The sequence below is a fragment of the Clostridium acidisoli DSM 12555 genome, from assembly GCF_900176305.1.
In the GTDB taxonomy this organism is placed as follows: domain Bacteria; phylum Bacillota; class Clostridia; order Clostridiales; family Clostridiaceae; genus Clostridium_I; species Clostridium_I acidisoli.
Genome location: NZ_FWXH01000013.1, coordinates 54263 through 76400 on the forward strand (window position 1 = coordinate 54263; position 22138 = coordinate 76400).

Annotated in this window: 18 protein-coding genes and 3 pseudogenes; 18 read left to right on the forward strand and 3 right to left on the reverse strand. The window is 30.1% G+C overall.

Annotated features, from left to right (window positions below; translation table 11 throughout):
• Nucleotides 1–73 precede the first annotated feature (73 nt).
• Nucleotides 74–1306 (forward strand): peptidase T, encoded by a 1233-nt coding sequence (pepT, locus tag B8978_RS14005; RefSeq protein WP_084116668.1) that lies wholly within the window; start codon nt 74–76, stop codon nt 1304–1306.
• A gap of 137 nt (nt 1307–1443) precedes the next feature.
• Nucleotides 1444–1719 carry a hypothetical protein gene (locus B8978_RS14010; protein ID WP_084116669.1) on the forward strand — a complete coding sequence of 92 codons (276 nt, stop codon included), beginning with the start codon at nt 1444–1446 and terminating at the stop codon, nt 1717–1719.
• Nucleotides 1720–1793: 74 nt separating this feature from the next.
• On the opposite strand, the gene B8978_RS19890 is transcribed toward B8978_RS14010, so the two are convergent.
• On the reverse strand, nt 1794–1940 hold the full coding sequence (locus B8978_RS19890; protein ID WP_176212703.1) for a hypothetical protein: 147 nt from the start codon (nt 1938–1940) through the stop codon (nt 1794–1796).
• A gap of 270 nt (nt 1941–2210) precedes the next feature.
• Here B8978_RS19890 and B8978_RS14015 point away from each other — a divergent pair.
• The 7 genes and pseudogenes from B8978_RS14015 to B8978_RS14040 form a co-directional block, all read left to right on the forward strand.
• A pseudogene (locus B8978_RS14015) lies at nt 2211–2468 on the forward strand (sugar phosphate nucleotidyltransferase); the annotation flags it as partial.
• 247 nt (nt 2469–2715) lie between these two features.
• Nucleotides 2716–3399 (forward strand): phosphatase PAP2 family protein, encoded by a 684-nt coding sequence (locus B8978_RS14020; RefSeq protein ID WP_084116671.1) that lies wholly within the window; start codon nt 2716–2718, stop codon nt 3397–3399.
• Nucleotides 3400–3477: 78 nt separating this feature from the next.
• Nucleotides 3478–3618 carry a hypothetical protein gene (locus B8978_RS19895; RefSeq protein WP_176212704.1) on the forward strand — a complete coding sequence of 47 codons (141 nt, stop codon included), beginning with the start codon at nt 3478–3480 and terminating at the stop codon, nt 3616–3618.
• Nucleotides 3615–4862 (forward strand): recombinase family protein, encoded by a 1248-nt coding sequence (locus B8978_RS14025; protein WP_084116672.1) that lies wholly within the window; start codon nt 3615–3617, stop codon nt 4860–4862. The genes B8978_RS19895 and B8978_RS14025 overlap by 4 nt, the downstream gene beginning before the upstream one ends.
• A 115-nt stretch (nt 4863–4977) precedes the next feature.
• Entirely contained in the window at nt 4978–6270 is a 1293-nt protein-coding gene (gene hcp, locus B8978_RS14030; RefSeq protein WP_084116697.1) for a hydroxylamine reductase, read from the forward strand.
• 178 nt (nt 6271–6448) lie between these two features.
• A complete protein-coding gene (locus tag B8978_RS14035) occupies nt 6449–7195 on the forward strand; it encodes a gamma-glutamyl-gamma-aminobutyrate hydrolase family protein (RefSeq protein ID WP_084116673.1) in 747 nt (248 codons plus the stop codon).
• A complete protein-coding gene (locus tag B8978_RS14040) occupies nt 7182–8456 on the forward strand; it encodes an APC family permease (RefSeq protein ID WP_084116674.1) in 1275 nt (424 codons plus the stop codon). Before B8978_RS14035 ends, B8978_RS14040 begins: the two co-directional genes overlap by 14 nt.
• 33 nt (nt 8457–8489) lie before the next feature.
• Here B8978_RS14040 and B8978_RS14045 read toward each other — a convergent pair whose 3' ends face one another.
• Complete coding sequence (locus B8978_RS14045) at nt 8490–9185, reverse strand: Crp/Fnr family transcriptional regulator (RefSeq protein WP_084116675.1); 696 nt, start codon at nt 9183–9185, stop codon at nt 8490–8492.
• 388 nt (nt 9186–9573) lie between these two features.
• Between B8978_RS14045 and B8978_RS14050 the strand changes: the two genes are divergently transcribed.
• From B8978_RS14050 to B8978_RS14060, 3 genes and pseudogenes are all read left to right on the forward strand, one after another.
• Complete coding sequence (locus tag B8978_RS14050; RefSeq protein WP_084116676.1) at nt 9574–9843, forward strand: GIY-YIG nuclease family protein; 270 nt, start codon at nt 9574–9576, stop codon at nt 9841–9843.
• Nucleotides 9827–10207: pseudogene (locus B8978_RS14055) on the forward strand (sugar phosphate nucleotidyltransferase); the annotation flags it as partial. The gene B8978_RS14050 and the pseudogene B8978_RS14055, both read left to right, overlap by 17 nt.
• Nucleotides 10208–10369: 162 nt before the next feature.
• Nucleotides 10370–13798 carry a pyruvate carboxylase gene (locus B8978_RS14060; protein ID WP_084116677.1) on the forward strand — a complete coding sequence of 1143 codons (3429 nt, stop codon included), beginning with the start codon at nt 10370–10372 and terminating at the stop codon, nt 13796–13798.
• A gap of 158 nt (nt 13799–13956) precedes the next feature.
• Here B8978_RS14060 and B8978_RS14065 read toward each other — a convergent pair whose 3' ends face one another.
• Nucleotides 13957–14892, reverse strand: coding sequence for a recombinase family protein (locus tag B8978_RS14065; RefSeq protein ID WP_084116678.1), 936 nt, complete (start codon nt 14890–14892; stop codon nt 13957–13959).
• A gap of 63 nt (nt 14893–14955) precedes the next feature.
• Here B8978_RS14065 and B8978_RS14070 point away from each other — a divergent pair.
• The 6 genes and pseudogenes from B8978_RS14070 to B8978_RS14095 all read left to right on the forward strand — a co-directional run.
• Nucleotides 14956–15435 (forward strand): annotated as a pseudogene (locus B8978_RS14070) (mannose-1-phosphate guanylyltransferase); the annotation flags it as partial.
• A gap of 109 nt (nt 15436–15544) precedes the next feature.
• The gene (locus B8978_RS14075; protein WP_084116680.1) at nt 15545–16696 is read left to right on the forward strand and encodes a C40 family peptidase; all 1152 of its coding nucleotides are present in this window, start codon (nt 15545–15547) and stop codon (nt 16694–16696) included.
• Between the two features lie 224 nt (nt 16697–16920).
• Nucleotides 16921–17607 (forward strand): ABC transporter ATP-binding protein, encoded by a 687-nt coding sequence (locus tag B8978_RS14080; protein WP_084116681.1) that lies wholly within the window; start codon nt 16921–16923, stop codon nt 17605–17607.
• A 17-nt stretch (nt 17608–17624) separates the two neighbouring features.
• The gene (locus B8978_RS14085; protein WP_084116682.1) at nt 17625–20117 is read left to right on the forward strand and encodes an ABC transporter permease; all 2493 of its coding nucleotides are present in this window, start codon (nt 17625–17627) and stop codon (nt 20115–20117) included.
• A gap of 66 nt (nt 20118–20183) precedes the next feature.
• A complete protein-coding gene (locus tag B8978_RS14090) occupies nt 20184–20879 on the forward strand; it encodes a response regulator transcription factor (RefSeq protein WP_084116683.1) in 696 nt (231 codons plus the stop codon).
• Nucleotides 20880–20885: 6 nt separating this feature from the next.
• Nucleotides 20886–22136, forward strand: coding sequence for a HAMP domain-containing sensor histidine kinase (locus B8978_RS14095; protein ID WP_242950570.1), 1251 nt, complete (start codon nt 20886–20888; stop codon nt 22134–22136).
• The last annotated feature ends 2 nt before the right edge of the window (nt 22137–22138 follow it).

Below are 22138 nucleotides of genomic sequence, written 5' to 3' on the forward strand. Positions count from 1 at the left end.
TTGAGTTTATTATATAAAATGAACTATAATTAATCATCAAGACATTAATATTAATATGATAGGAGGAAATTTTATGTATAGTGCAGTTGAAAGACTTTTAAAGTATGTAAAATTTAACACAAAATCTGATGAAAACACAAGAGTTACACCAAGTACAAAAGGTCAATTAGTATTAGGTGAAGAATTAAAGAAAGAATTAGAAGAGTTAGGGCTAAAGGATGTGTCGTTAGATAAAAATGGATATATAATGGCCACACTTCCTAAGAATGTTGATAAGGAAGTTAAAACTATAGGTTTTATAGCTCATATGGATACAAGTCCAGATATGACAGCAGATAATGTAAAACCACAAGTTGTAGAAAACTACGATGGAAAAGACATAATACTTAATCAAAAAGAAAATATAATATTATCACCAAGTGATTTTCCTGAAATAACAAGATATATTGGAAAAACACTTATTACTACGGATGGAACAACACTTCTTGGAGCAGATGATAAGGCAGGAGTTTCTGAAATCATGGCAGCCATAGAATACCTTGTGAAAAATCCACAAATACCACATGGTACAATAAAAGTTGGATTTACACCGGATGAGGAAATAGGAGAAGGTGCAGATCATTTTGATGTTGAAAAATTTGGAGCGGAATTAGCATACACCGTTGATGGTGGAGAAATTGGTGAACTGGAGTATGAAAACTTTAATGCTGCCACGGCTAAAATTCATATTAAAGGAAGAAATGTTCACCCTGGTACAGCTAAAAACAAGATGATAAGCTCAATGCATATAGCTAACGAATTTATAAACTTAATTCCAAACAATGAGAGACCAGAGTATACAGAAGGTTATGAGGGTTTTTATCACCTTATATCAATTAGTGGTGAGGTTGAGGAAAGTAATTTAGCATTTATTGTTAGAGATTTTGATAGAGATAACTTTGAAAAAAGAAAAAAATTAATTATTAGTATTGGAGAATTTATAAATCAAAAGTATGGTGATAAATTAGTAGAGGTAAATATAAAAGATCAATATTACAATATGAAAGAGAAGGTTGAACCTGTAAAATACATTGTGGATATAGCTTATAAGGCTATGGAGCAGGTTGATGTAACTCCTAAGGTAAGTCCAATAAGAGGCGGCACAGATGGAGCTAGACTTTCATTTATGGGGTTACCAACTCCTAATTTGTTTACTGGAGGACATAATTTTCATGGAAAATATGAATTTATACCAACCTTTGCTATGGAAAAGGCAGTAGATGTAATATTAAAAATAATTGAAATTTATGTTAAGGATGAAATATAGATTAAGTAATGAAATTAACAAATTATTAATACTTTATTAAGTGATATTTAATACCTTTTTATGAAATTATGTTATAATAAAAATAGTTAATTAAAGAGTTTGAGGATAACATATGTTTATAGAAAGAAGTGATAATAATGGAATTTGTGGGAAGAAGTTTTTCAGGGGTTTTAAAGACAATAGCTGTTATAGTAGGAGTAGTTGTTTTTGGTTACTTATTTATTCATGCAATACCTCTCTTATTAGTAGCGGTTGCAGTAATTTACGGGGTTTTGAAATTTAAAAACTATATAAGAAGTAAATCTGCAATAAAAAATGCAAAAGTTAGGAAAAATGTAATGCAGGAAAATGATTCAAAAACATATGAGGATTTAGATAGCGATATAATAGACGTAGACTATAGGGAAGTATAGTCTACATAAAATAAATTAGTCTTATGATTGACAAAATAATCATAAGACTAATTTATTTTTTTATTTAAAGTGTCTTAATCTTCGTATTTATCTTTTTCATGTGAATTTTTGTGATAAATCACCATACCATTTTTATAGAAATTTATATCCCTTGATGGTGAGTTATCTGACAATGGCAAAGTTGCAATAAGAGCGATTAATAAAACAAATAACCATAACATATAAATCCATCTCCTTTGATATGTTTCTTTATATTTATTATCTCATAAATGAAATAATAATTGCAATACTTTACATACAAGAAAGATAAATTTCATAAACCGATAAAATTATGATGAAATATTTGCATAAATTGCCAATAACATAATGACTATACAACCATATTTTAATATATATCCTATGATTTTTTGCAAAGAGATAATATATATCACTTATATTATAAAATTTTCATATAATATTATTATAATTAATATTTATTTTGAGGTGCTTTTTTGCTATATGCTGTAATACTCGCTGGTGGAAAAGGAACGAGACTTTATCCACTATCTAGAGAAAACAACCCAAAACAATTTTTAGAGATAATAAATGAAAAAAGCTTTTTAAGAAATACCGTTGACAGAATAAAGTCTATGGTGATCAAGGAAAATATATATGTTATTACTAATGAAAGTTACAAGGAGAAGATATACAGTGAATTACCAGAGATAAGCAAGGACAATGTATTTGTGGAGCCTATAAACAAAGAGACCCCTTATTTAGTAATATAGGTTTAAGAACTGTAGCAAAAGACTAGGAGGCTAGTACAGAATAAAAGTTTATGATATAATAATTAACGATATAATATAAAAATAAAGTTAAATGCTAAAATTGTGAGGATAAATATGTTAAGGAAATTAGTGATGAAATCACGTGGTCAAATGATGAAGAAGGTGTTTCTAAGGCAATTTATAAGCATATATTGAATGTATAGATAAAAGTATTATGAGGAGGGTTTTAATGAAAAAAATATTGCCTAATGTAAGAGCAATGAGTTTTATGATACCAATATTATTAATGGATTCAATATATGGAATCTTAAATGCTTACACAAATACCAATAGAAATTTAATAACAGCTTTGGATAGAGCAATACCATTTGTAAAAGAGTTTATAATACCATACGTAATGTGGTATCCAATGGTGCCACTAGTGTTTTTGTACATATGTTTAAAGGATAAGGAAACCTATTGTAGAATGCTTATAAGTTTGGCGGCCAGCCTTATAATATCGTATATTACATTTTTCTTTTTCCAAACTACAGTTCCAAGACCAGAACTTGTAGGAAATGATGTCTTTACAAATATTATAAGAGTATTGTATAGTGCGGACAGGCCAATTAACTGCTTCCCTAGTATACATGTAATGACTTGTTTTCTTATGATTGAAGGTGTATGGTTTACAAAAGGTAAAAATACCAAATTTGCAGTAATCACTACGATTGTAAATGTGATTATAATATTATCAACAGTATTTATAAAACAACATGTAGTTCTTGATGGTGTGTTTGGAATAGCTATAGCTTTTGTTACATTTGTGGTTGCTAATATATTTGTGAAAAATCAAGCTATAGAATTTTGCAGAAAAGTGTACATGCTAACAGATATAAGTAAAAGAATTAATATAGATAAAAAAGCAATGTAAAATATTAAAAAATAACATGGAAAAAATAACAGTTCCAAGCATAATAATATTATAAGATTATTATGCTTGGAGTTTTTTATGAAAAAAAATAAGATTATCTTTAATTTTTATGGTGGTAAAAAAAATTTAAGTACTATATTAAGAGAGATAAGCAGAAGAAAAGCAAAAGATAAAAACGGTGAAGAAACAAGAAATTATGAAAATGAAATGAAATCATGAGAAAACAATGGAATGTGGCAATTTATGCAAGGGTTTCCACTGATAAAAAGGAACAACAAGAATCAATACCAGCACAGATAGATAGTCTGAAACGCTGGCTATATTCTAAGATGAAAATTGATAAAGCATGTGATTATAAGCTAATTGATATATATGAGGATCAAGGTTTTTCGGGATCTAGCTTTCATAGAGATAGTTTTATAAGAATGAAAGAAGATGTAGATAAAAATAAGATAAATATGATTTTAACTCGTGACCTATCTAGATTTTCAAGGAATTATATAATGGCTGGTTATTACCTTGAAGAATATTTTCAGCTTAAAGGGATAAGGTTTGTTTCAGTACTTGATAATGTGGATACAATTGAGGAATATAATGACATAATACCATTTAAGAACATATTAAATGAGATGTATGTAAAGGACTGTTCTAGGAGAACAAAGGATGGAATAATGCAGAGAATGTTAAGAGGATCTTGTATATCATCAAGACCGCCATATGGGCTTAGATTTAAGACTACATCTATAGATAATAAAAAGCATGTTCAGTTAATTAAAGAAGATAATGGAACTGAGAAAATAGTGAAAAAAATATTTAAACTTTATTTAGATGGATATGGATTTCAAAAAATAGCTAACTATCTAAATTTAAAACAGGTACCTCCTCCAACAAGTTCAGGGGATGGATTATGGACTAATAATACAATAAGATATATATTAACAAATCCAAAATATGCGGGCATAATGGCACAACATAGATGGAGTAAAGTAAATTATAAGATTAAAAAGGTAGTTGAAATACCTAGAGAAGAATGGATTATAGGAGAAAAGTATAAGGGAATTATAGATAAAAAAACTTTCGAAAAGGTTCAAAAAACTATTGCAAATAGAAAAAAGAATTATAGGTATAAAGGTGACATACACTTGTTCTCATCTGTATTATTTTGTAATGAATGCAAAGCACCAATGTATTATAGAAAAAGTTATAAAGGGTATAAATGTAAAAATAGCCAAATTGGGGGCAAGATATGTACGGCACATTCTATAAAAGAGGAAATATTATTAGAGGAAATAAGTAAAAAAATTCAACAAGGTGTAGATAAAAAAGAGCATAAGCACATGATAAATTTTAAAGAGTTTAAAAGGTCTGATATTGAAGAACTTGTGGATAAAATTATTGTACATGAAGACAAATTGACAGGATATAAAGAAATAAAAATATATTTTAAATTTTCATTAGTGTGATATACATCACAGAAATTTTTATTTAATTACTATAAGATATGTTTATAAGATAATTAAATAAAGGAGATAATAAATTATGAATATATTTAAAAAAGATGAAAACACATGTAATCCAATGTTTTGCTATCAATGTGAGCAAACACCAGTAGGTGGGTGTACAAAATTTGGAGTATGCGGAAAAAATCCTGATATAGCAAGTCTTCAAGATACAATAATATTTGGACTTAAAGGAGTTGCAGCTTATAGAACTCATGCAAGTGAACTTGGTAAAACTGATCCTGAAGTTGATGCAATAGTAAATGAAGCATTGTATACAACATTAACAAATTCAAATTTCAGTTTAGAAGAAAATGTTGGTATGGCATTAAAGGTTGGAACTGCAGCAGTTAAAGTTATGGACCTTTTAGATGGTGCACATACTTCAAAACTAGGGGTACCGGTACCTACAGTTGTAACACAAGACAAAGTAGAAGGACATTGTATACTAGTTACTGGACATAACCTTTATGCATTAGAAGAATTATTAAAGCAAACAGAGGGAAAAGGTATAAATATTTATACTCATTCTGAAATGCTTCCAGCTCATGGATATCCAGAACTTAAAAAATATGCTCATTTAAAAGGAAACGTTGGTAAAGCATGGTATGACCAAAGACAATTGTTTGAAAGTTTTCCAGGAGCAATACTTGGAACTACAAATTGCTTAATGCCTATAACAACAGGAAGTTATGCAGATAGATTTTGGACATATGGAACAGCTGGATTAGACGGAATTCCAAAAATAAAAAATAATGATTTTAGTCCATTAATAAGTAAAGCGCTAGAATTAGAAGTTAGAAATATAGAGTCTGATAAGACATTAACTACAGGTTTCCATCATAATACTGTATTATCAATAGCTCCAGAAATAATTGATGCAGTTAAAGAAGGAAAAATCAAAAGATTCTTTGTTATAGCTGGTTGTGATGCTCCAACAAAAGGTAGAAATTATTATAGAGAACTTGCAGAAACACTTCCAAAGAAATGTGTAATAATGACAACTTCTTGTGGTAAGTTTAGATTTAATGATATAGACTTTGGAACAGTTCCAGGCACAGATATTCCAAGATATATTGATCTTGGACAATGTAATAATTCTGGTTCAACAGTTAAGATTGCACTAGCACTTGCAGAAGCTTTTGGATGCACAGTTAACGATTTACCATTAAGTATTGTTTTATCATGGTTTGAACAAAAAGCTGTTGCAATCCTTCTTGGATTATTCAGTCTTGGAGTTAAAAATGTATATGTAGGACCTACAGCACCTAAGTTTATAACACCAGGAGTATTAAAAGTTTTACAAGATAACTTTAGCTTAAACTTAATAAGCGGAGATGCAAAAAAAGATTTAGATGTAATGATGGGATAACAGAATATAAAAAAAGTGTTGCAGGTAGTTTTGCAGCACTTTTTTTTATATGAAAAATAAGGAAGTAGAGCATCTTCCTCAAGCAAATTTATTTGTTTTACAAAAACTTATGGTATAATTTGCATATGTATTTTCATTTAGATATGAAAGATAACATAAAAAAGGAAAGGAGAATATTATGAAAAAACCAATTATAGGTATAGTAGGAAATTTGTTGATTGATCAAGGCGGCATGTTTCCTGGATATGAAAGGGCTTATGTAAACAACGATTATGTGAAATCAGTTGAAAAAGCAGGTGGGGCACCTGTAATATTACCATTAGTTTCAGATTATGAAGTAGTAAAAATTCAAATAGAGGCTATGGACTCTATAATAATATCTGGAGGGTTTGATGTTAATCCATTAATTTATGGTGAAGAACCTTCTCAAAAACAAGGTTTCTTATGTCCTGAACGTGATGAATACGACCTAATGGTTATTAAAGCCGCTATGGAGCTAAATAAACCTATATTAGGAATTTGCAGGGGACTACAAATTTTAAATGTAGCTTTAGGTGGAACTATGTATCAAGATTTGTCTCAAATAGAGGGTTGCTATATTAAACATGTGCAAGAATCTAGACCAGAAGTAGCTGGACATACGGTAAAGATTGAGAAAGAAACAAAGCTTTACAGCATTTTTGGAGAAAAAATAATAACAAACAGTTTTCATCATCAAGCAATAAAGGACTTGGCACCAGGATTTAAGGTGGCTGCTAGAGCAAAAGATGGAGTTATAGAAGCTATAGAAAAAGAAGAAGGTTTTGTTGTAGGAATTCAATGGCATCCAGAAATGATGGCAGGAAAAGATAATAAATTGATGCTAAGTTTGTTTGAAGAATTTGTAGAAGTATCAGTTAAGGGGGCTTACAATGGAAAACAATAAAAAATTAGGACTATGGAGTATAATACTCCTTGGTATAAATGGAATAATAGGTACAGGTATATTTCTTCTTCCAGGAAAGGCAATGAAACTTATGGGGCCTGGTAGCATTTGGGTGTATTTTTTTGATATGGCGTTAGTTATGGCCATGGCACTATGTTTTGCAGAAGTTTCAGGTATATTTAATAAAAATGGAGGGCCGTATATCTATGCAAAAGAAGCTTTTGGTGAATTTGTAGGTTTCGAAGTGGGAATTATGAAATTGGTAGTAGGCTTTATAGCTTGGGCTACTTTTGCAGTTGGATTTACTACTGCTCTATCTAATATTTGGCCAGCAGCGGCTAATACTGTAGTAAAAGATTCAATAGAAATAGGAATAATTATAATTTTATCAATTATAAACATATTAGGAGTTAATTTTGCAAAGAGCTTAAATAACATAATGACTATAGCAAAGCTTGTGCCATTAGTTTTATTTATAGCTATAGGTATCTTCTTTATAAAAGGTGGAAATTTTGTACCTATGTTTCCTACTAAGGTTACTACGGTAAGCTTTGGAGCCACAGCAATATTGATATTCTTTGCTTTCACTGGCTTTGAAGCTATAGCAGTAGCAGCAGAAGATATGGATAACCCTAAGAAAAATGTACCTATAGCAATTATAATAGCTATGTTTTTAGTATCAGTGATATATATATTAATTCAAGCGGTATCTATAGGAACCTTAGGTTCAAAGCTTGCAGGAAGCAGTACTCCAGTAGCACAGTCAGCATCGGTATTTCTAGGAAGCTTTGGAGGGATTTTGGTTACAGCGGGCACGTTAATATCTATAGGAGGTATAAATATGGCAGAATCTTTTATACTTCCAAGATCAGCAGTAGCATTAGCTGAAGATGGACTTCTGCCTAGAGCTTTAGCTAAAAAGAATAAATCAGGAACTCCTTACATAGCAATAATAGTAACTGCAGTTTTAACTATTCCTATTGCTTTATCAGGAAGTTTCACACAGCTTGCAGCAATAAGTGCCATATCAAGATTTACACAATATATACCAACTTGCCTTTCAGTTATAATTTTTAGAAGAAAAGGCATGAAATCTACCTTTAAAGTTCCTTTTGGTCCAATACTTCCTATACTATCTGTAGTTATTAGTTGCTGGCTTCTAACACAAGCAACTAAAGTCCAGATAACATGGGGACTTGGAGCAATAATAATAGGGATTCCATTATATTTTATAATGAAGAAAAGCAATAAGGTCAATTAAAAATTAAAAATGAAGAATGATGAATGTATTCCATCATTCTTCATTTTTATTACTTAACTTTTTAAAATTCTCAGTATCTATTATAATAATTTTTTTTGAATTAGTTTCTATAAAGCCATCTCGCTTTAAATCTGCAATAATTCTACTTACAGTCTCTCTAGTAGTACCAACCATATCTGCAATGTCCTGGCGTGTAATATTCATGTTGATTTCAATACCATTGTTTGTAACTATTCCATGACTAGAAGATAAATCAATAAGCACATTTGTAACTCTTACAAAAGTATCTGAAAAGGCCATATCTTTTATTGTGCTTTGAGATTTATATAGTCTTTTGTTTAAAAGCTTAATTATTTGAAGAGCTAGAGAAGTATTTTTTAAAATCAGTTTTTCTATGTCTTTATTTAATATCATGCCTATTTGGCTTTCCTCTAGCACCATGGCTGTTGCAGGATAATTTATGTCATTGAAAAGTGTTACTTCAGCAAAAATGGAGCCTTCTTCTAATATGTTCAAAGTTATATCTCTTCCATCAAAAGAAGTTTTAAAAATCTTAACTTTCCCTGATTTTACAAAGAAAAAGGCATCACCTTTATCATATTCATGAAATATTACAGAACCTTTTTTATAGATTTTAACAACTTGAAGTTTTAATATATTTAATAGAACATCTTCTGAAAGTTTAGAGAAGATGGGTATTTTCTTTAAAAGTTCTATTGATTCTTCCATTGAATCACTTCCTTCTTTAATAATAGTAGATTTTTAGATGATTAAAGGTTATTCAATATAGTAATAAATTGCGAAGCATTGGGTGAAGGGTTTTCCGTGGGAAAAGGCTATGGATTTATCCATAAACACTTCACCTTTTATCCGCGCCTAGCAGGGATAAAACCCATAACCTCGCCATTTGGCGACCCTTCATCTTTTAACTTGTTAAGCAATCGTTAAAACCCTTCACCTTGCTTCGCAATCTCTTTATATTATGAACTTAAATATCATCTAGCTAACAATCTAAATTATATAATATATGATTAGTTTTTTAAATAATAAAGATGTTATAATATAGACAATATAAAAATTAAATTATATATCATTATAATGTTTTGGAGATACACTTATGAATTACGTCTATATTTTAAAATGCAAGGATGAAACACTATATACAGGATATACTAATGATTTAGATAACAGAATAAAAGTACATAACAGTGGGAAAGGGGCAAAATATACTAGGTGCAGGCTTCCTATAGAACTGATATATTTTGAGAAATATGAGACTAAAAGTGAAGCCATGAAAAGAGAATATTATATTAAAACTCTTAAAAGGGTGGATAAAATTAAATTAATTGATGGATTTAATGAACATATGAACCCGTGTAATGAATAAAGGGACCGCTACATGCATAGGTCTTGCAGCTGCAAAGCTTATGAAAAAGGACAACGACTCCATAATGATGGTATTTCCATCTGATCATTATGTTGAAGATGAGAAGGCATTTGTTGATACATTGAAGCAAGCAGTGAATACTGTAAATAAAAAAAGGGGACTTATAACTATAGGAATAACGCCTACAAGGCCTGAAACAGGATATGGGTATATACAAATGGGAGAAAAGGTTATGAATGTGGAAGGCACTTATAAAGTAGAACGGTTTGTGGAAAAACCTAATGTGGAAGTAGCAAAAGATTTTTTACTTGCAGGGGATTATCTTTGGAACAGTGGAATGTTTGTATGGAGAGCAGATGCTCTCTTTACTATAGAAATGCAATGACAAATGCGTAAATAATTCATTTTTATTTGATAAATTAATAAAAATGCTTATTTTATGCATGAAATGACAAAAACTTATTGCATTTTATTGAGAAACACGTTATTTTAGTAATTAATGATAAAAATAAATAGGGGGATAAAAATGAGCGAATTTAAAAGAGTATTAGTTGCCAACAGAGGGGAAATTGCAATAAGAATATTTAGAGCTTGTAAAGAGCTTGGTATAAGAACTGTTGCAATTTACTCTAACGAAGATAAATATTCCTTATTTAGAACAAAAGCGGATGAGGCTTATCTAGTTGGGGAAAATAAAAATCCAGTTGAGGCTTATTTGAACATAGAAGAAATCATAAATCTTGCAATTAAAAAAGGTGTAGATGCAATACATCCAGGATACGGTTTTCTATCTGAAAATGCCGAATTTGCAAAGAAATGTGAAGAAGCGGGAATTGAATTTATCGGACCTAATGCAGAGATGATGGAAAAATTAGGAGATAAAATTAAATCTAAAATTGCTGCACATGCAGTTGGAGTGCCAACAATTCCAGGATTTGAAAAGGATATTGAATCCGTGGAGGAAGCAAAAAAACTTGCTAAAGAATGTGGTTATCCTATAATGCTAAAAGCTGCTGCTGGCGGCGGTGGAAGAGGAATGCGAATTGTTAGAAGTGAAGATCAACTAGAGGCATCATTTCTAAGTGCTAAAAGCGAAGCTAAAAAAGCATTTGGAATTGACATAATGTTTATGGAAAAGTACATAGAAAAACCGAAACATATAGAAGTTCAAGTTCTTGGAGATAAATATGGAAATATAGTTCACTTATATGAAAGAGATTGTTCCATTCAAAGAAGACATCAAAAAGTAGTTGAATTTGCTCCGGCTTTTTCAATTTCAGAGGAAAAAAGAAATGAAATATGTAATGATGCACTTAAAATAGCTAAATCTGTTAATTATAGAAGTGCAGGAACTTTAGAATTTTTAGTAGATATGCACGGAAATCATTATTTTATAGAAATGAATCCAAGAGTTCAAGTTGAGCACACAATTACAGAAATGATTACAGGTATTGATATAGTTCAAAGCCAGATACTTATAGCAGAAGGACATAGACTAGATTCAGAAGAAATTGGCATAAAATCTCAAGAAGAAATTAAGCCAAGAGGATATTCGGTGCAATGCAGAATAACAACTGAAGATCCAACAAATAATTTTGCACCTGATACGGGTAAAATAGAAGTGTATAGAACTAGCTCAGGTAATGGAATAAGACTTGATGGTGGAAATGGTTTTGCAGGAGCAGTTATAAGTCCGTATTATGATAGTCTTCTTGTAAAAAACATATCCTGGGGTAAAAGCTTTAAGGATGCTATAAGAAAATCTATTAGGGCTATGGAAGAAACAAATATAGTTGGAGTAAAAACAAACATTGGATTTTTAATAAATGTACTTAATCATCCAGACTTTTTACAAGGTAAATGTGATACTGGATTTATTGATGAAAATCCAGAACTTATTGATCTTATGCCTAAAGCAGATGAGGAAAGTAGAGTATTAAAGTACATTGGTGAAAAAGTTGTTAATGAGACTAAAGGTGAGAAAAGACAATATGATGTACCAGTAGTACCTAAGATAAATATTACAGAAAATTTAAGTGGCACAAAGCAAATACTTGATTCTGAAGGTACAGCTGGACTTGTAAAATGGATAAAAGATCAGAAAAAGCTACTCCTTACAGATACAACTATGAGGGATGCTAATCAGTCTCTTATGGCTACAAGAGTTAGAACAAGGGATATGATAAAAATTGCACAGCCAACTTCAGTTTATGGAAAAGACTTGTTTTCTCTTGAAATGTGGGGAGGAGCAACTTTTGATGTTTCATACCGTTTCTTAAATGAGTCACCATGGGAAAGGCTTAGACAATTAAGAAAAGAAATACCAAATGTACTTTTTCAAATGTTAATTCGTGGAGCAAATGCAGTAGGATATAAGAATTATCCAGATAATGTAATACGCGAATTTATTAAAGAGTCAGCTGAAAGTGGCGTTGATGTGTTTAGAATTTTTGACTCTTTAAACTGGTTAAAAGGTATGGAAGTATCAATAGACGAAGTACTTAAAAGTGGAAAAGTTGCAGAAGCTTGCATATGTTACACTGGAGATATATTAGACGATAGAAGAGAAAAGTATAACTTAGATTATTACGTAAATTTAGCTAAGGATATTGAAAAAACAGGAGCACATATATTGGGAATAAAGGATATGTCAGCTCTATTAAAACCTCATGCGGCATTTAAACTTATAAAAACATTAAAAGAGGAAGTAGGAATGCCAATACATCTTCACACACATGATACTACAGGCAATGGTGTTGCAACTGTAATAATGGCAGCAGAAGCTGGAGCTGACATTGTTGATACTGCATTTAACAGTATGTCAGGATTAACAAGCCAACCAGCACTTAATTCTGTAGTAGCTGCATTAAAAAACACAAGAAGAGATACGGGTATAGATTTATATGGAATACAGGAAATTTCAGATTACTGGGCTGCAGTAAGACCGGTTTATTATAAGTTTGAATCAGAATTGATATCTGGTTCTGCAGAAATATATGAATATGAAATTCCAGGTGGCCAATACTCCAATTTAAAACCTCAAGTTGAAAGTTTTGGGCTAGGGCATAAATTTAATGAAGTAAAACAGATGTATAAAGAAGTTAATGATATTGTTGGTGACATAGTTAAGGTAACGCCTTCATCAAAAATGGTTGGAGACTTTGCTATATTTATGGTTCAAAATGGACTAACAAAAGAGAATATATATGAAAAGGCTGCAAATTTAGCATTCCCAGATTCAGTAGTAACATATTTTAAAGGAATGATGGGTCAACCAATGAATGGCTTCCCAGAAAAACTTCAAAAGCTAGTACTAAAGGGAGAAAAACCAATAACATGCAGACCAGGAGAGCTTTTAGAAGCTGAAGATTTTGATAAGATAGGCGAGTATTTAAAAGGTAAATATGATTACGAGCCAACTATGAAGGATAAGCTTAGTTATGCATTGTACCCTGATGTATTTGAAGGATATTTAAAATATATAAGGGAATTCGGTGATTTAAGCAGAATGGGAAGTGATATATATTTCCATGGACTTTCTGAAGGTGAAACTTGTGAAGTTGAAGTTTCAAAAGGAAAAAGCTTCATAATAAAGCTTATAAAAGTAGGCAAAATTGATTCAGAAGGAAATAAAACTTTATTTTTCGAGGTAAATGGTTTTAGAAGAGAAATTAAAGTTAAAGATAAAAACAGTAAGAACATTATGCAAATAATTGAAACAAAAATTGCTGATGCTTCAAACCCAAAAGAAATTGGAGCACCTATACCTGGAACAATCCTATCTGTACTTGTAAAAGAGGGAGATACGGTTAAAGAAAATGATGCTCTAGTAATTGTTGAGGCCATGAAAATGGAAACAAGAGTTACAGCTGCTGTAGGTGGAACGGTTGAAGTAATTAATGTAAAAGAAGGACAGCAGGTAAGCTCAGGAGAATTGCTAGTAACAATTAAATAACATTAAATGTGTTAAGTCATAGTAGTTAGAAACTGCCAAGTACGGGTGAAGGGTTTTCAACTATGCTTCACCTTTTAACATGTGAAGCAATCGTTAAAACCCTTAACTTTGCTTCGCAATTTCTTTATATTTTGATTTACTTAATATTAAATATAAGTCTATTTTCTATTGCATTTTAAAAGGTTTTGGACATTAATCCAGGTTTCACTTGAAATAATGCCTTCATGTTTTGCTACGGCACATATCCAATCGTTAGTTTTCCTATAAGGACCGTTTTTACCATTACGTTTGTTATAAGATAACATCCCATGTATTCCATCCGGATTACCAATGGTTTCAATATTGCTCTCGTGAAGAAAATTAAATATAGCAACATCAGCTTTCACGTATACAATATTAGTTAATATTCCCATTAAGGTACATTTTGAGAAATCATTGTCCATTTTTGTTTTTATACCTTTAGCCTTCAAATATTGTGAGACTTTGGAGAGCGATTTTTTATCAAGATAAATATCAAATATAAGTTTTACTATATCTAACTCATACTCTAATGGAGATAATTTGAATATTTTTCTTTCATTTAAGTATTCATCAAAAACAGTCAAAGAAGTGCTTTTAAAACCTGTAGGAGTTCTCCCACCAAGCCATCTTCCACTTCGTGCAAGTTCAAGCATATTATCTCTAACCCTTTCAGCAATGGTTTCACGTTCTAATTGTGCAAACACTGATGCAATATACATCATAGCACGACCCATTGGTTTAGATGTATCAAATTGTTCAGATACTGATATGAAGCTTATGTCATTTCTATCAAGATCTTCTATTAAAGAAGAAAAACCAGCTATGTTTCTACTAACTCTATCTAGCCTATAGCATATTAGAATATTAAATTTTTTTTCTTTAGCATCCTTAAGCATTTTTTTAAAGTTAGGTCTATTAAAATTTTTACCAGAAAAACCTTCATCCTCATATATTAAAAATTCATTTATGTTTTGCTGAATTAGATATTTTTTGCACATCTTTATCTGATTTTCGATAGATTCACCCCTAGAAGAATACACAGATTTTCTTGTATAAATAGCTGCAGTTTTCATGTTAGATTCCTTAATAATCGTTTTATAGTAATCTATATGATGTAATTTTTAAAAATATTTCTTATTATGGTAAAGAGAGCAGATTCTCTCCTAAGAGAGATGGAAAAATATCTTCCTAAAATGTATAAAAGTATTATGACAATATATACGGAACTTGGAGGAGAAAGAGAGGAACAGGTTATAAGAGAACAATATGAACTTATTGACGGTATATCAGTCGATTTTGGAATAATGCAGAAAACGAGAAGGGCCTATGTAATAAAGAGCAATTTTGTTTGGGATGATATTGGTAGTTTTGCTGCGTTATCAAGGTTTATAGGGAATTACAAAGGTAATAGTGTAAACGGCAATATATTTTTAGAACAAAGTGAGAATTGTTGTGTATTTGGAAAGGATAAACTTATAATAGGTTTTGGAATAAAGGATTTAGTTGTAGTTGATGCGGGAGATGTGATGCTTATAATGGATAAAAATAAAGATCAAGAAATAAAATCGCTTGTTAACACGTTAAAAGAAAAGGAAAGCCTTGAAAAGTATTTGTAAAAGTCTAATCTTCATAAAATCAACACATAAATTTGCTAAAATAACATGGAGGTTAATTCTTAATAAGGATAATAAATAAAAAAACATATGAATTTAGGAGGATCACAGTTTGAATAAAAAGCTAATACTTGTAGCCATGACTTTAGGAATAGTGTTTACAACTAATGTAACAACTTTAGCTAGTCCATCTTTGGATAGTGAATTAAATACATCACAAAGTAAATACAATCAAAGCCAAAGCACCCTAAATGCAGCACAAAAGAAGGTTAATGACTTAGAATCAAACATAGAAATGTTAGATGGTCAAATTCAACAAAACATGACTGAGGTTAATAACATAAAAGCTAAGATAGGTAAAATACAAACTGATATAGATGTAAAAGAAGAAAGCATAAAGAAAACAGAAGCTAATATAAAAGATGAACAAGATCTTTATGATAAAAGAATGAAAGCAATGTATACTAGTGGAAATAATAGATATTTGACTATTCTTTTAGATTCAAATGGGCTAGGAGATTTTATTTCAAAGGCTGAGGCAGTAAAAAAGATTGCTCAATTTGATGAAAAATTAATATCAAGTCTTAATGATAGAAAAAAAGAAGTGGAAGAAAAAAAGGACAAACTAGCGGAAAGTAAAAAAAATCTTACTGCTATGCAAGAAGAGAGCCAGAAAAAACTTAGTGCTTTAAACAGTAAAAAACAAGAACAATTACCACTCATTGCAAAGGCTAAACAAGAAGAAGCTTCGGCAAGTACATTAAGTGCTTCAACAAAAGCAGAAGTTGATTCCGTAAAGAAGAAAATTTTAGATGCTAAAGCAGCTGAAAATGCAAAGGTAACAGCAGCAGTGCAAAACAAAAATGTAAGTGTTAATAGAGGAGGAGCATCTGCTGGTAATGTTTCAATTTCTGGTAATGCTGTAATTCAATATGCAGCAAACTTTTTAGGAACTACATACGTATGGGGTGGAACTTCACCTAACCCTGGTTTTGATTGCTCTGGATACATGCAATATGTATATGCACATTTTGGTGTGTCAATAGGTAGAACGACTTATGATCAAATAAATGATGGAAGTTCAGTAGCAAGAGGTGATCTTCAACCTGGAGATCTAGTATTCTTTGGTACGTACAGTAATCCTCATCATGTTGGTATGTATATAGGAAACGGTATGTATATACATGCACCTCATACTGGAGATGTAATTAAAATTTCACCGCTTGATAGATCTGATTATTTAACAGGTAGAAGAGTAAAATAATTTATAAAAGAGTGTAACTTAAATTTTTAATTTTAAGTTACACTCTTTTATTTATATAAGGCTATAAATTCATTTTCCTAAAACACATTAAATTATTTAGTCCATATAGGATTATTACAATAATGTAAGATAATACTGATAAATGTAATGTGTAAGTCATAGCGTTAATAGACGCATTTGGATATAATTAAAATATATGACAAGGTGTAGAGGGGAATTTAAAAATGGAGATATTAAAGGCTGTAAATTTAAGTAAGACTTATGGAAAAGGCGAAAACAAAGTTGAAGCTTTAAAAAATATAAATTTGTCAATTAATAAAGGGGATTTTATTGCAATTGTAGGTGCTTCTGGTTCAGGAAAAAGTACTCTTTTGCACTTGCTTGGAGGTTTAGATAGACCAACAGGAGGAGAAGTAATTATTGATGGTGAGAATATATATAAGTATAAAGAAGACAAATTAGCTATATTTAGAAGGAGAAAAATAGGATTCATATTTCAATTTTTTAACCTTATACCAGTTTTAGATGTTGAGGAGAATATAGCACTGCCTGCACTTATGGATAGTGATAAGATTGATGAGGTGTATCTAGAAAAAATAATAAAACTTTTGGGATTAGAGCATAGAAAAAATCATCTTCCATCGGAACTGTCAGGAGGTCAGCAACAAAGAGTATCTATTGGAAGAGCTTTACTTAATAAACCAGCCATAATATTTGCAGATGAACCTACAGGAAATCTTGATAGTAAAAATTCAAAGGAAGTTATAGAACTTTTGAAGTTTACGGCAAAAACGTATAATCAGACACTGATATTAATTACTCACGATATAAATGTTGCACCATTAGCAGATCGTGTAATAACAATTGAAGATGGAACTATAGTTTCAGATAAATATCTAAGAAATAACTAATAAGACGGTGAGATTTAATGATAAGTAGTTATAGGGAACTTACAGTTAAGTATATTAGGGTTAATAAAAAAAGAAGTGTTTTAACTATTGTTGGAATAATATTATCTGTTGCATTAATTTCATGTATAGGGTTTTTTATTAATGGTATACAAGAAACTGAAATAGAAAATGTTAAAGAGAATTATGGTGAGTTTCACATTATGTACAAAAATTTAAATGATGATTTGTTTTCAAAAATAACGAGTAATCCTAAAGTATCTAGGAGTGGACTTGTTGAGAATGATGAAGTAGAGCAGCTTAGTAAAAATGTAAAATTAATACCAATGGTAGCTACAAATAAGGCTTTAGAACTTATTCCATATAGAATAAAAAAAGGTAGAATGCCAAAAAACAAAAATGAAGTTGCAGTTCAAAATTGGATATTACCTTATGTTAATAAGAATATAAGAATTGGAGATAAAATTAATATTAATGGAAAGCATCTAAAATTAGTTGGGATATTGGATGACACTATGTTAGAACAAGGTGACAATGCAGGAGTTATGCTATCAGTAAGTAATAATATTGATATGAAAAAGGCCTCATTATTAGTTGAAATAAGTAAAAAAACAAATTTAAAGAGCACTGTGGAAGAATTAAAGGGTATGGCAGATAAAAACAATGTTACATTAAATTCTGATCTTATTGATGTTGAAGGTGGTGGACGTGTAAATGGCAATGCTATATTAGGTTTATATTCTACATTTGCCGTTATAATTGGAATAGTTGTAATTGCAACTATTGCAGTGATATATAATTCTTTTCAGATAAGCATGGTAGAGAGAATAAGGCAATTTGGGTTACTAAGGGCGGTTGGAATGACACCAAAACAGCTTAGAAAAATAGTATTTAAAGAAGCCACGATTTTAGCAGCTATAGGAATTCCAATTGGCCTCATGATTGGAGTAATAGCCCTACAGATAATACTGGTTGTGTTTAGATTAATTGGTGCATACTCAATTATAAATATTAAGATACCAATATCACCATTTATTTTAATAGTTAGCTCTCTTGTAGGCATAACTTCAGTGTATTTATCGGCTATGCTTCCAACCATTTTTGCAGGGCGGGTATCTCCATTAATTTCAATAAATAGTAGAGGCTTAATAGTAAGAGAAAAATTAAAGAAGAGAAGAAGTTTTGTGTTTAAAAAAATTTTTAAATTTGAAGGGGAATTGGCTGCAAAGAATATAAAGAGAAATAAAAAACGATATAGGATTACTGTATTTTCAATAGTAATAAGTGTGGTTCTTTTTGTGACATTTAAATCTTTTATGGATATGTATTTAAATGTCTCAGATAAAAACAACGAATCAAAAAATATAAATTTTTCAATATATAATAGTAGGACTGATGAAAAAGATGAGATAAACGATAAGATTGTGGATAACATAGGAAAATTAGATTCTGTTGGCACCATATACAGAAAATATGTTAATTTTAATTTTACTAGTAAAATAAATTCTACGCAGGAAATACAGAGTATTAAGAATTTGCATAATATATACATAAGTAAAGATAACAAAGGAAAAGAAAGCAATTTAATTCCGGCATATGTCAATATATACGATGACAATTCTTTAGAAGTAGCCAAAAAATATTTAAAAACTGGGAATATAAATATAAATCAATTAGATAAGGGAAATGGAGTTATATTAATTGAAAGAAACATATTTACAAATAAAAACAAAAAATATCATAATGAACCTATAGCTAATATTAAGGTTGGAGATGAGCTAGAGGTTAATTATAATCCAGCAAAAGATAAAATAAGCATGGAGAGTGGACCAATAAAAAAAGTAAAAATTATGGCTATATTAAAAGATGATCCGTTTGATTACATTTCAAATAAAAACAAACCTGGATTAAAGTTTATAACCACAAGAGAAGTGGTAAAAAATTTAACTGGAATTAATGATATTTCACCAAATCAATTAGATATAGAACTTAAAAATGTTAAGGATGAAGAGAAAGCTAAAGGACAGCTTGAAGATGTAATAAGAGAAAACTCATCATTACAGTTGTATAACCTTTTAGATGAAAACAGAAAATCAAAGTCAGCTATACTAATGATACAAATTTTAATATATGGATTTGTTGTTGTTGTATCATTAATAGGAAGTGTGAATATAGTAAATACAACAACAACAAATATAATACTTAGAAAAAAGGAATTTGGATCATTAAAAGCTATAGGCCTTACACAAAAGGGATTAAGAAAAATGATAATACTCGAGGGATTATTATATGGAATTATAGGAACAATATATGGCTCTATAATATCTTGTATATTATCTTATATTATGTACAGAGGTATAGGTGGAGCAAGACAAATTTCATGGCAAGTGCCTTGGATGGGTATATTTATTGCAGGGTCAGCAGCTCTTATCATAGGGTACCTATCAGTTCTCGCACCACTGTCAAGAATAAATAAAGAAAACTTGATAGATGTTATTAGAGAAGATTACTAAAGCATATTGAAAACTTGATTTTGTAATACATAAAATGGTAGTATTCAATTAAGGTGGGGTGATTTTATGAATAGATTATTATTAGTTGAGGATGATGAATCCTTAGCTCTTGGAATAGAATTTACATTAAAAGATGAAGGCTATGAGGTCTTGCAAGCTAGAACTATGGAAAATGGGAAAAAACTTTTTCAAACTGAAAGGTTAGATTTAATAATCTTGGATGTAAATTTACCTGATGGAAGTGGTTATGAATTATGTAAATACATAAGAACAAAAAGTAATGTACCCATAATGTTTTTAACGGCTTTGGATGAGGAAATTAATATAGTATTAGGGCTTGAAATTGGTGGAGATGACTACATGACTAAACCATTTGGCGTTAGGGAATTTTTGTCTAGAATAAAAGCTCTTATTAGGAGAAACTATAGACGGGAAGGAAACTGTAATAAATTAAAGAGTGGAGACATAACCGTTGAAATGTCTACTGCCAGTGTTAAAAAAAATAAAGAAGAAATAGTATTAACAGCTCAAGAATATAAATTATTACTAATATTCATGAATAATCCTAAAAAAATATTAAAAAGAAATGATATATTAAAAGAGTTAACAGAAGGAGAAGACGCTTTTTTTGATGAAAATACTCTTTCAGTATACATAAAAAGAATAAGAGCAAAAATTGAAGAAAAGGAAAAAAATCCGGAATATATAATAACACAAAGAGGACTTGGATATATGTGGGACAAATCCGTGGTTAAGGAGTAGATAATTATGAAATATTTTATTAACCCAGAACTTAAAAGGAGCACAAAAGTTATTTTGATTTTAAACATAATATTTTTACTTATAACGATGTGGATACTTAAAATTGATCATGATAATTTGAAAAAAGGCTACATAAAAAGTTTAGGGGCAGTTGTTTCAAAAATAGATGAAAAAAACCCTGAACTAGAAAAGGATGTAATTCCACTTATGACTAAAGAGGTAGCTGATGCTGAAACAAAAAAAGGGGAGTTAATTTTAAAACAATATGGCTTAGATGATAATCTAGAAAATAACCTTTTCCCATATGTAAAAGATATAGCTTATGAAAATAATTTTGCTATTATAGATGTGTTTATAATTAGTACTATTATTTTTTTAATTTTAAATTATATGCAGTATGGATACTTTTATAAAAGAATTAGGAATATAACTGAAGCTGCAAAGAAGGTAATTGAAGGTAAATATGAGGTCTGGATTGATGAGGATAAAGAAGGTGATTTTGGTAAACTTGCATTATCCTTTAATTCAATGAGAGGGATAATAAGAAATAATATATATGAGTTAAAAAAAGAAAAACAATTTTTAGTAGATATCCTATCAGATATCTCCCATCAACTTAAGACACCTCTTTCTTCAATGATTATATATAATGATATTCTATTAAATAAAGAACTTACAAACAAGCAGAAAAATACATTTCTTATAAATAACAAAAATCAATTATACAGAATGAACTGGTTAATAAAAAGTATATTAAGACTTGCTAGGATAGATGCTAATGCTATAGAGTTTTCTATGGAGAACAAAAGTTTAAATGAGACTGTAGAAGATTCAATAGAAGCACTTAAGGGCAAAGCAGATGAGAATGGAATTAAAATTAATTTAATAGATAATGGAGATATTTACCTAGTACATGATACCAGCTGGCTTCAGGAAGCATTGATAAATATAATTAAAAACGCAATTGAACACAATAAAAAAGGTGGAAAGATAGATATAGAAATAAGTGAAAATCCAATTTACACAAGAATTGTAATTGAGGACAATGGAGAGGGAATAAGTGAAGAGGATTTACCAAATATATTTAAAAGATTTTATAGAGCAAAAGGTTCAAAAAAGAGTGAATCCGTTGGAATTGGACTTGCACTTTCAAAATCTATAATTGAAGCACATGGAGGAATTATTGAAGCGCGAAGCAAGGTGAAATGTGGAACAAAATTTATCATAACCTTCATTAAGAATGGAAGAGAAAACTGATT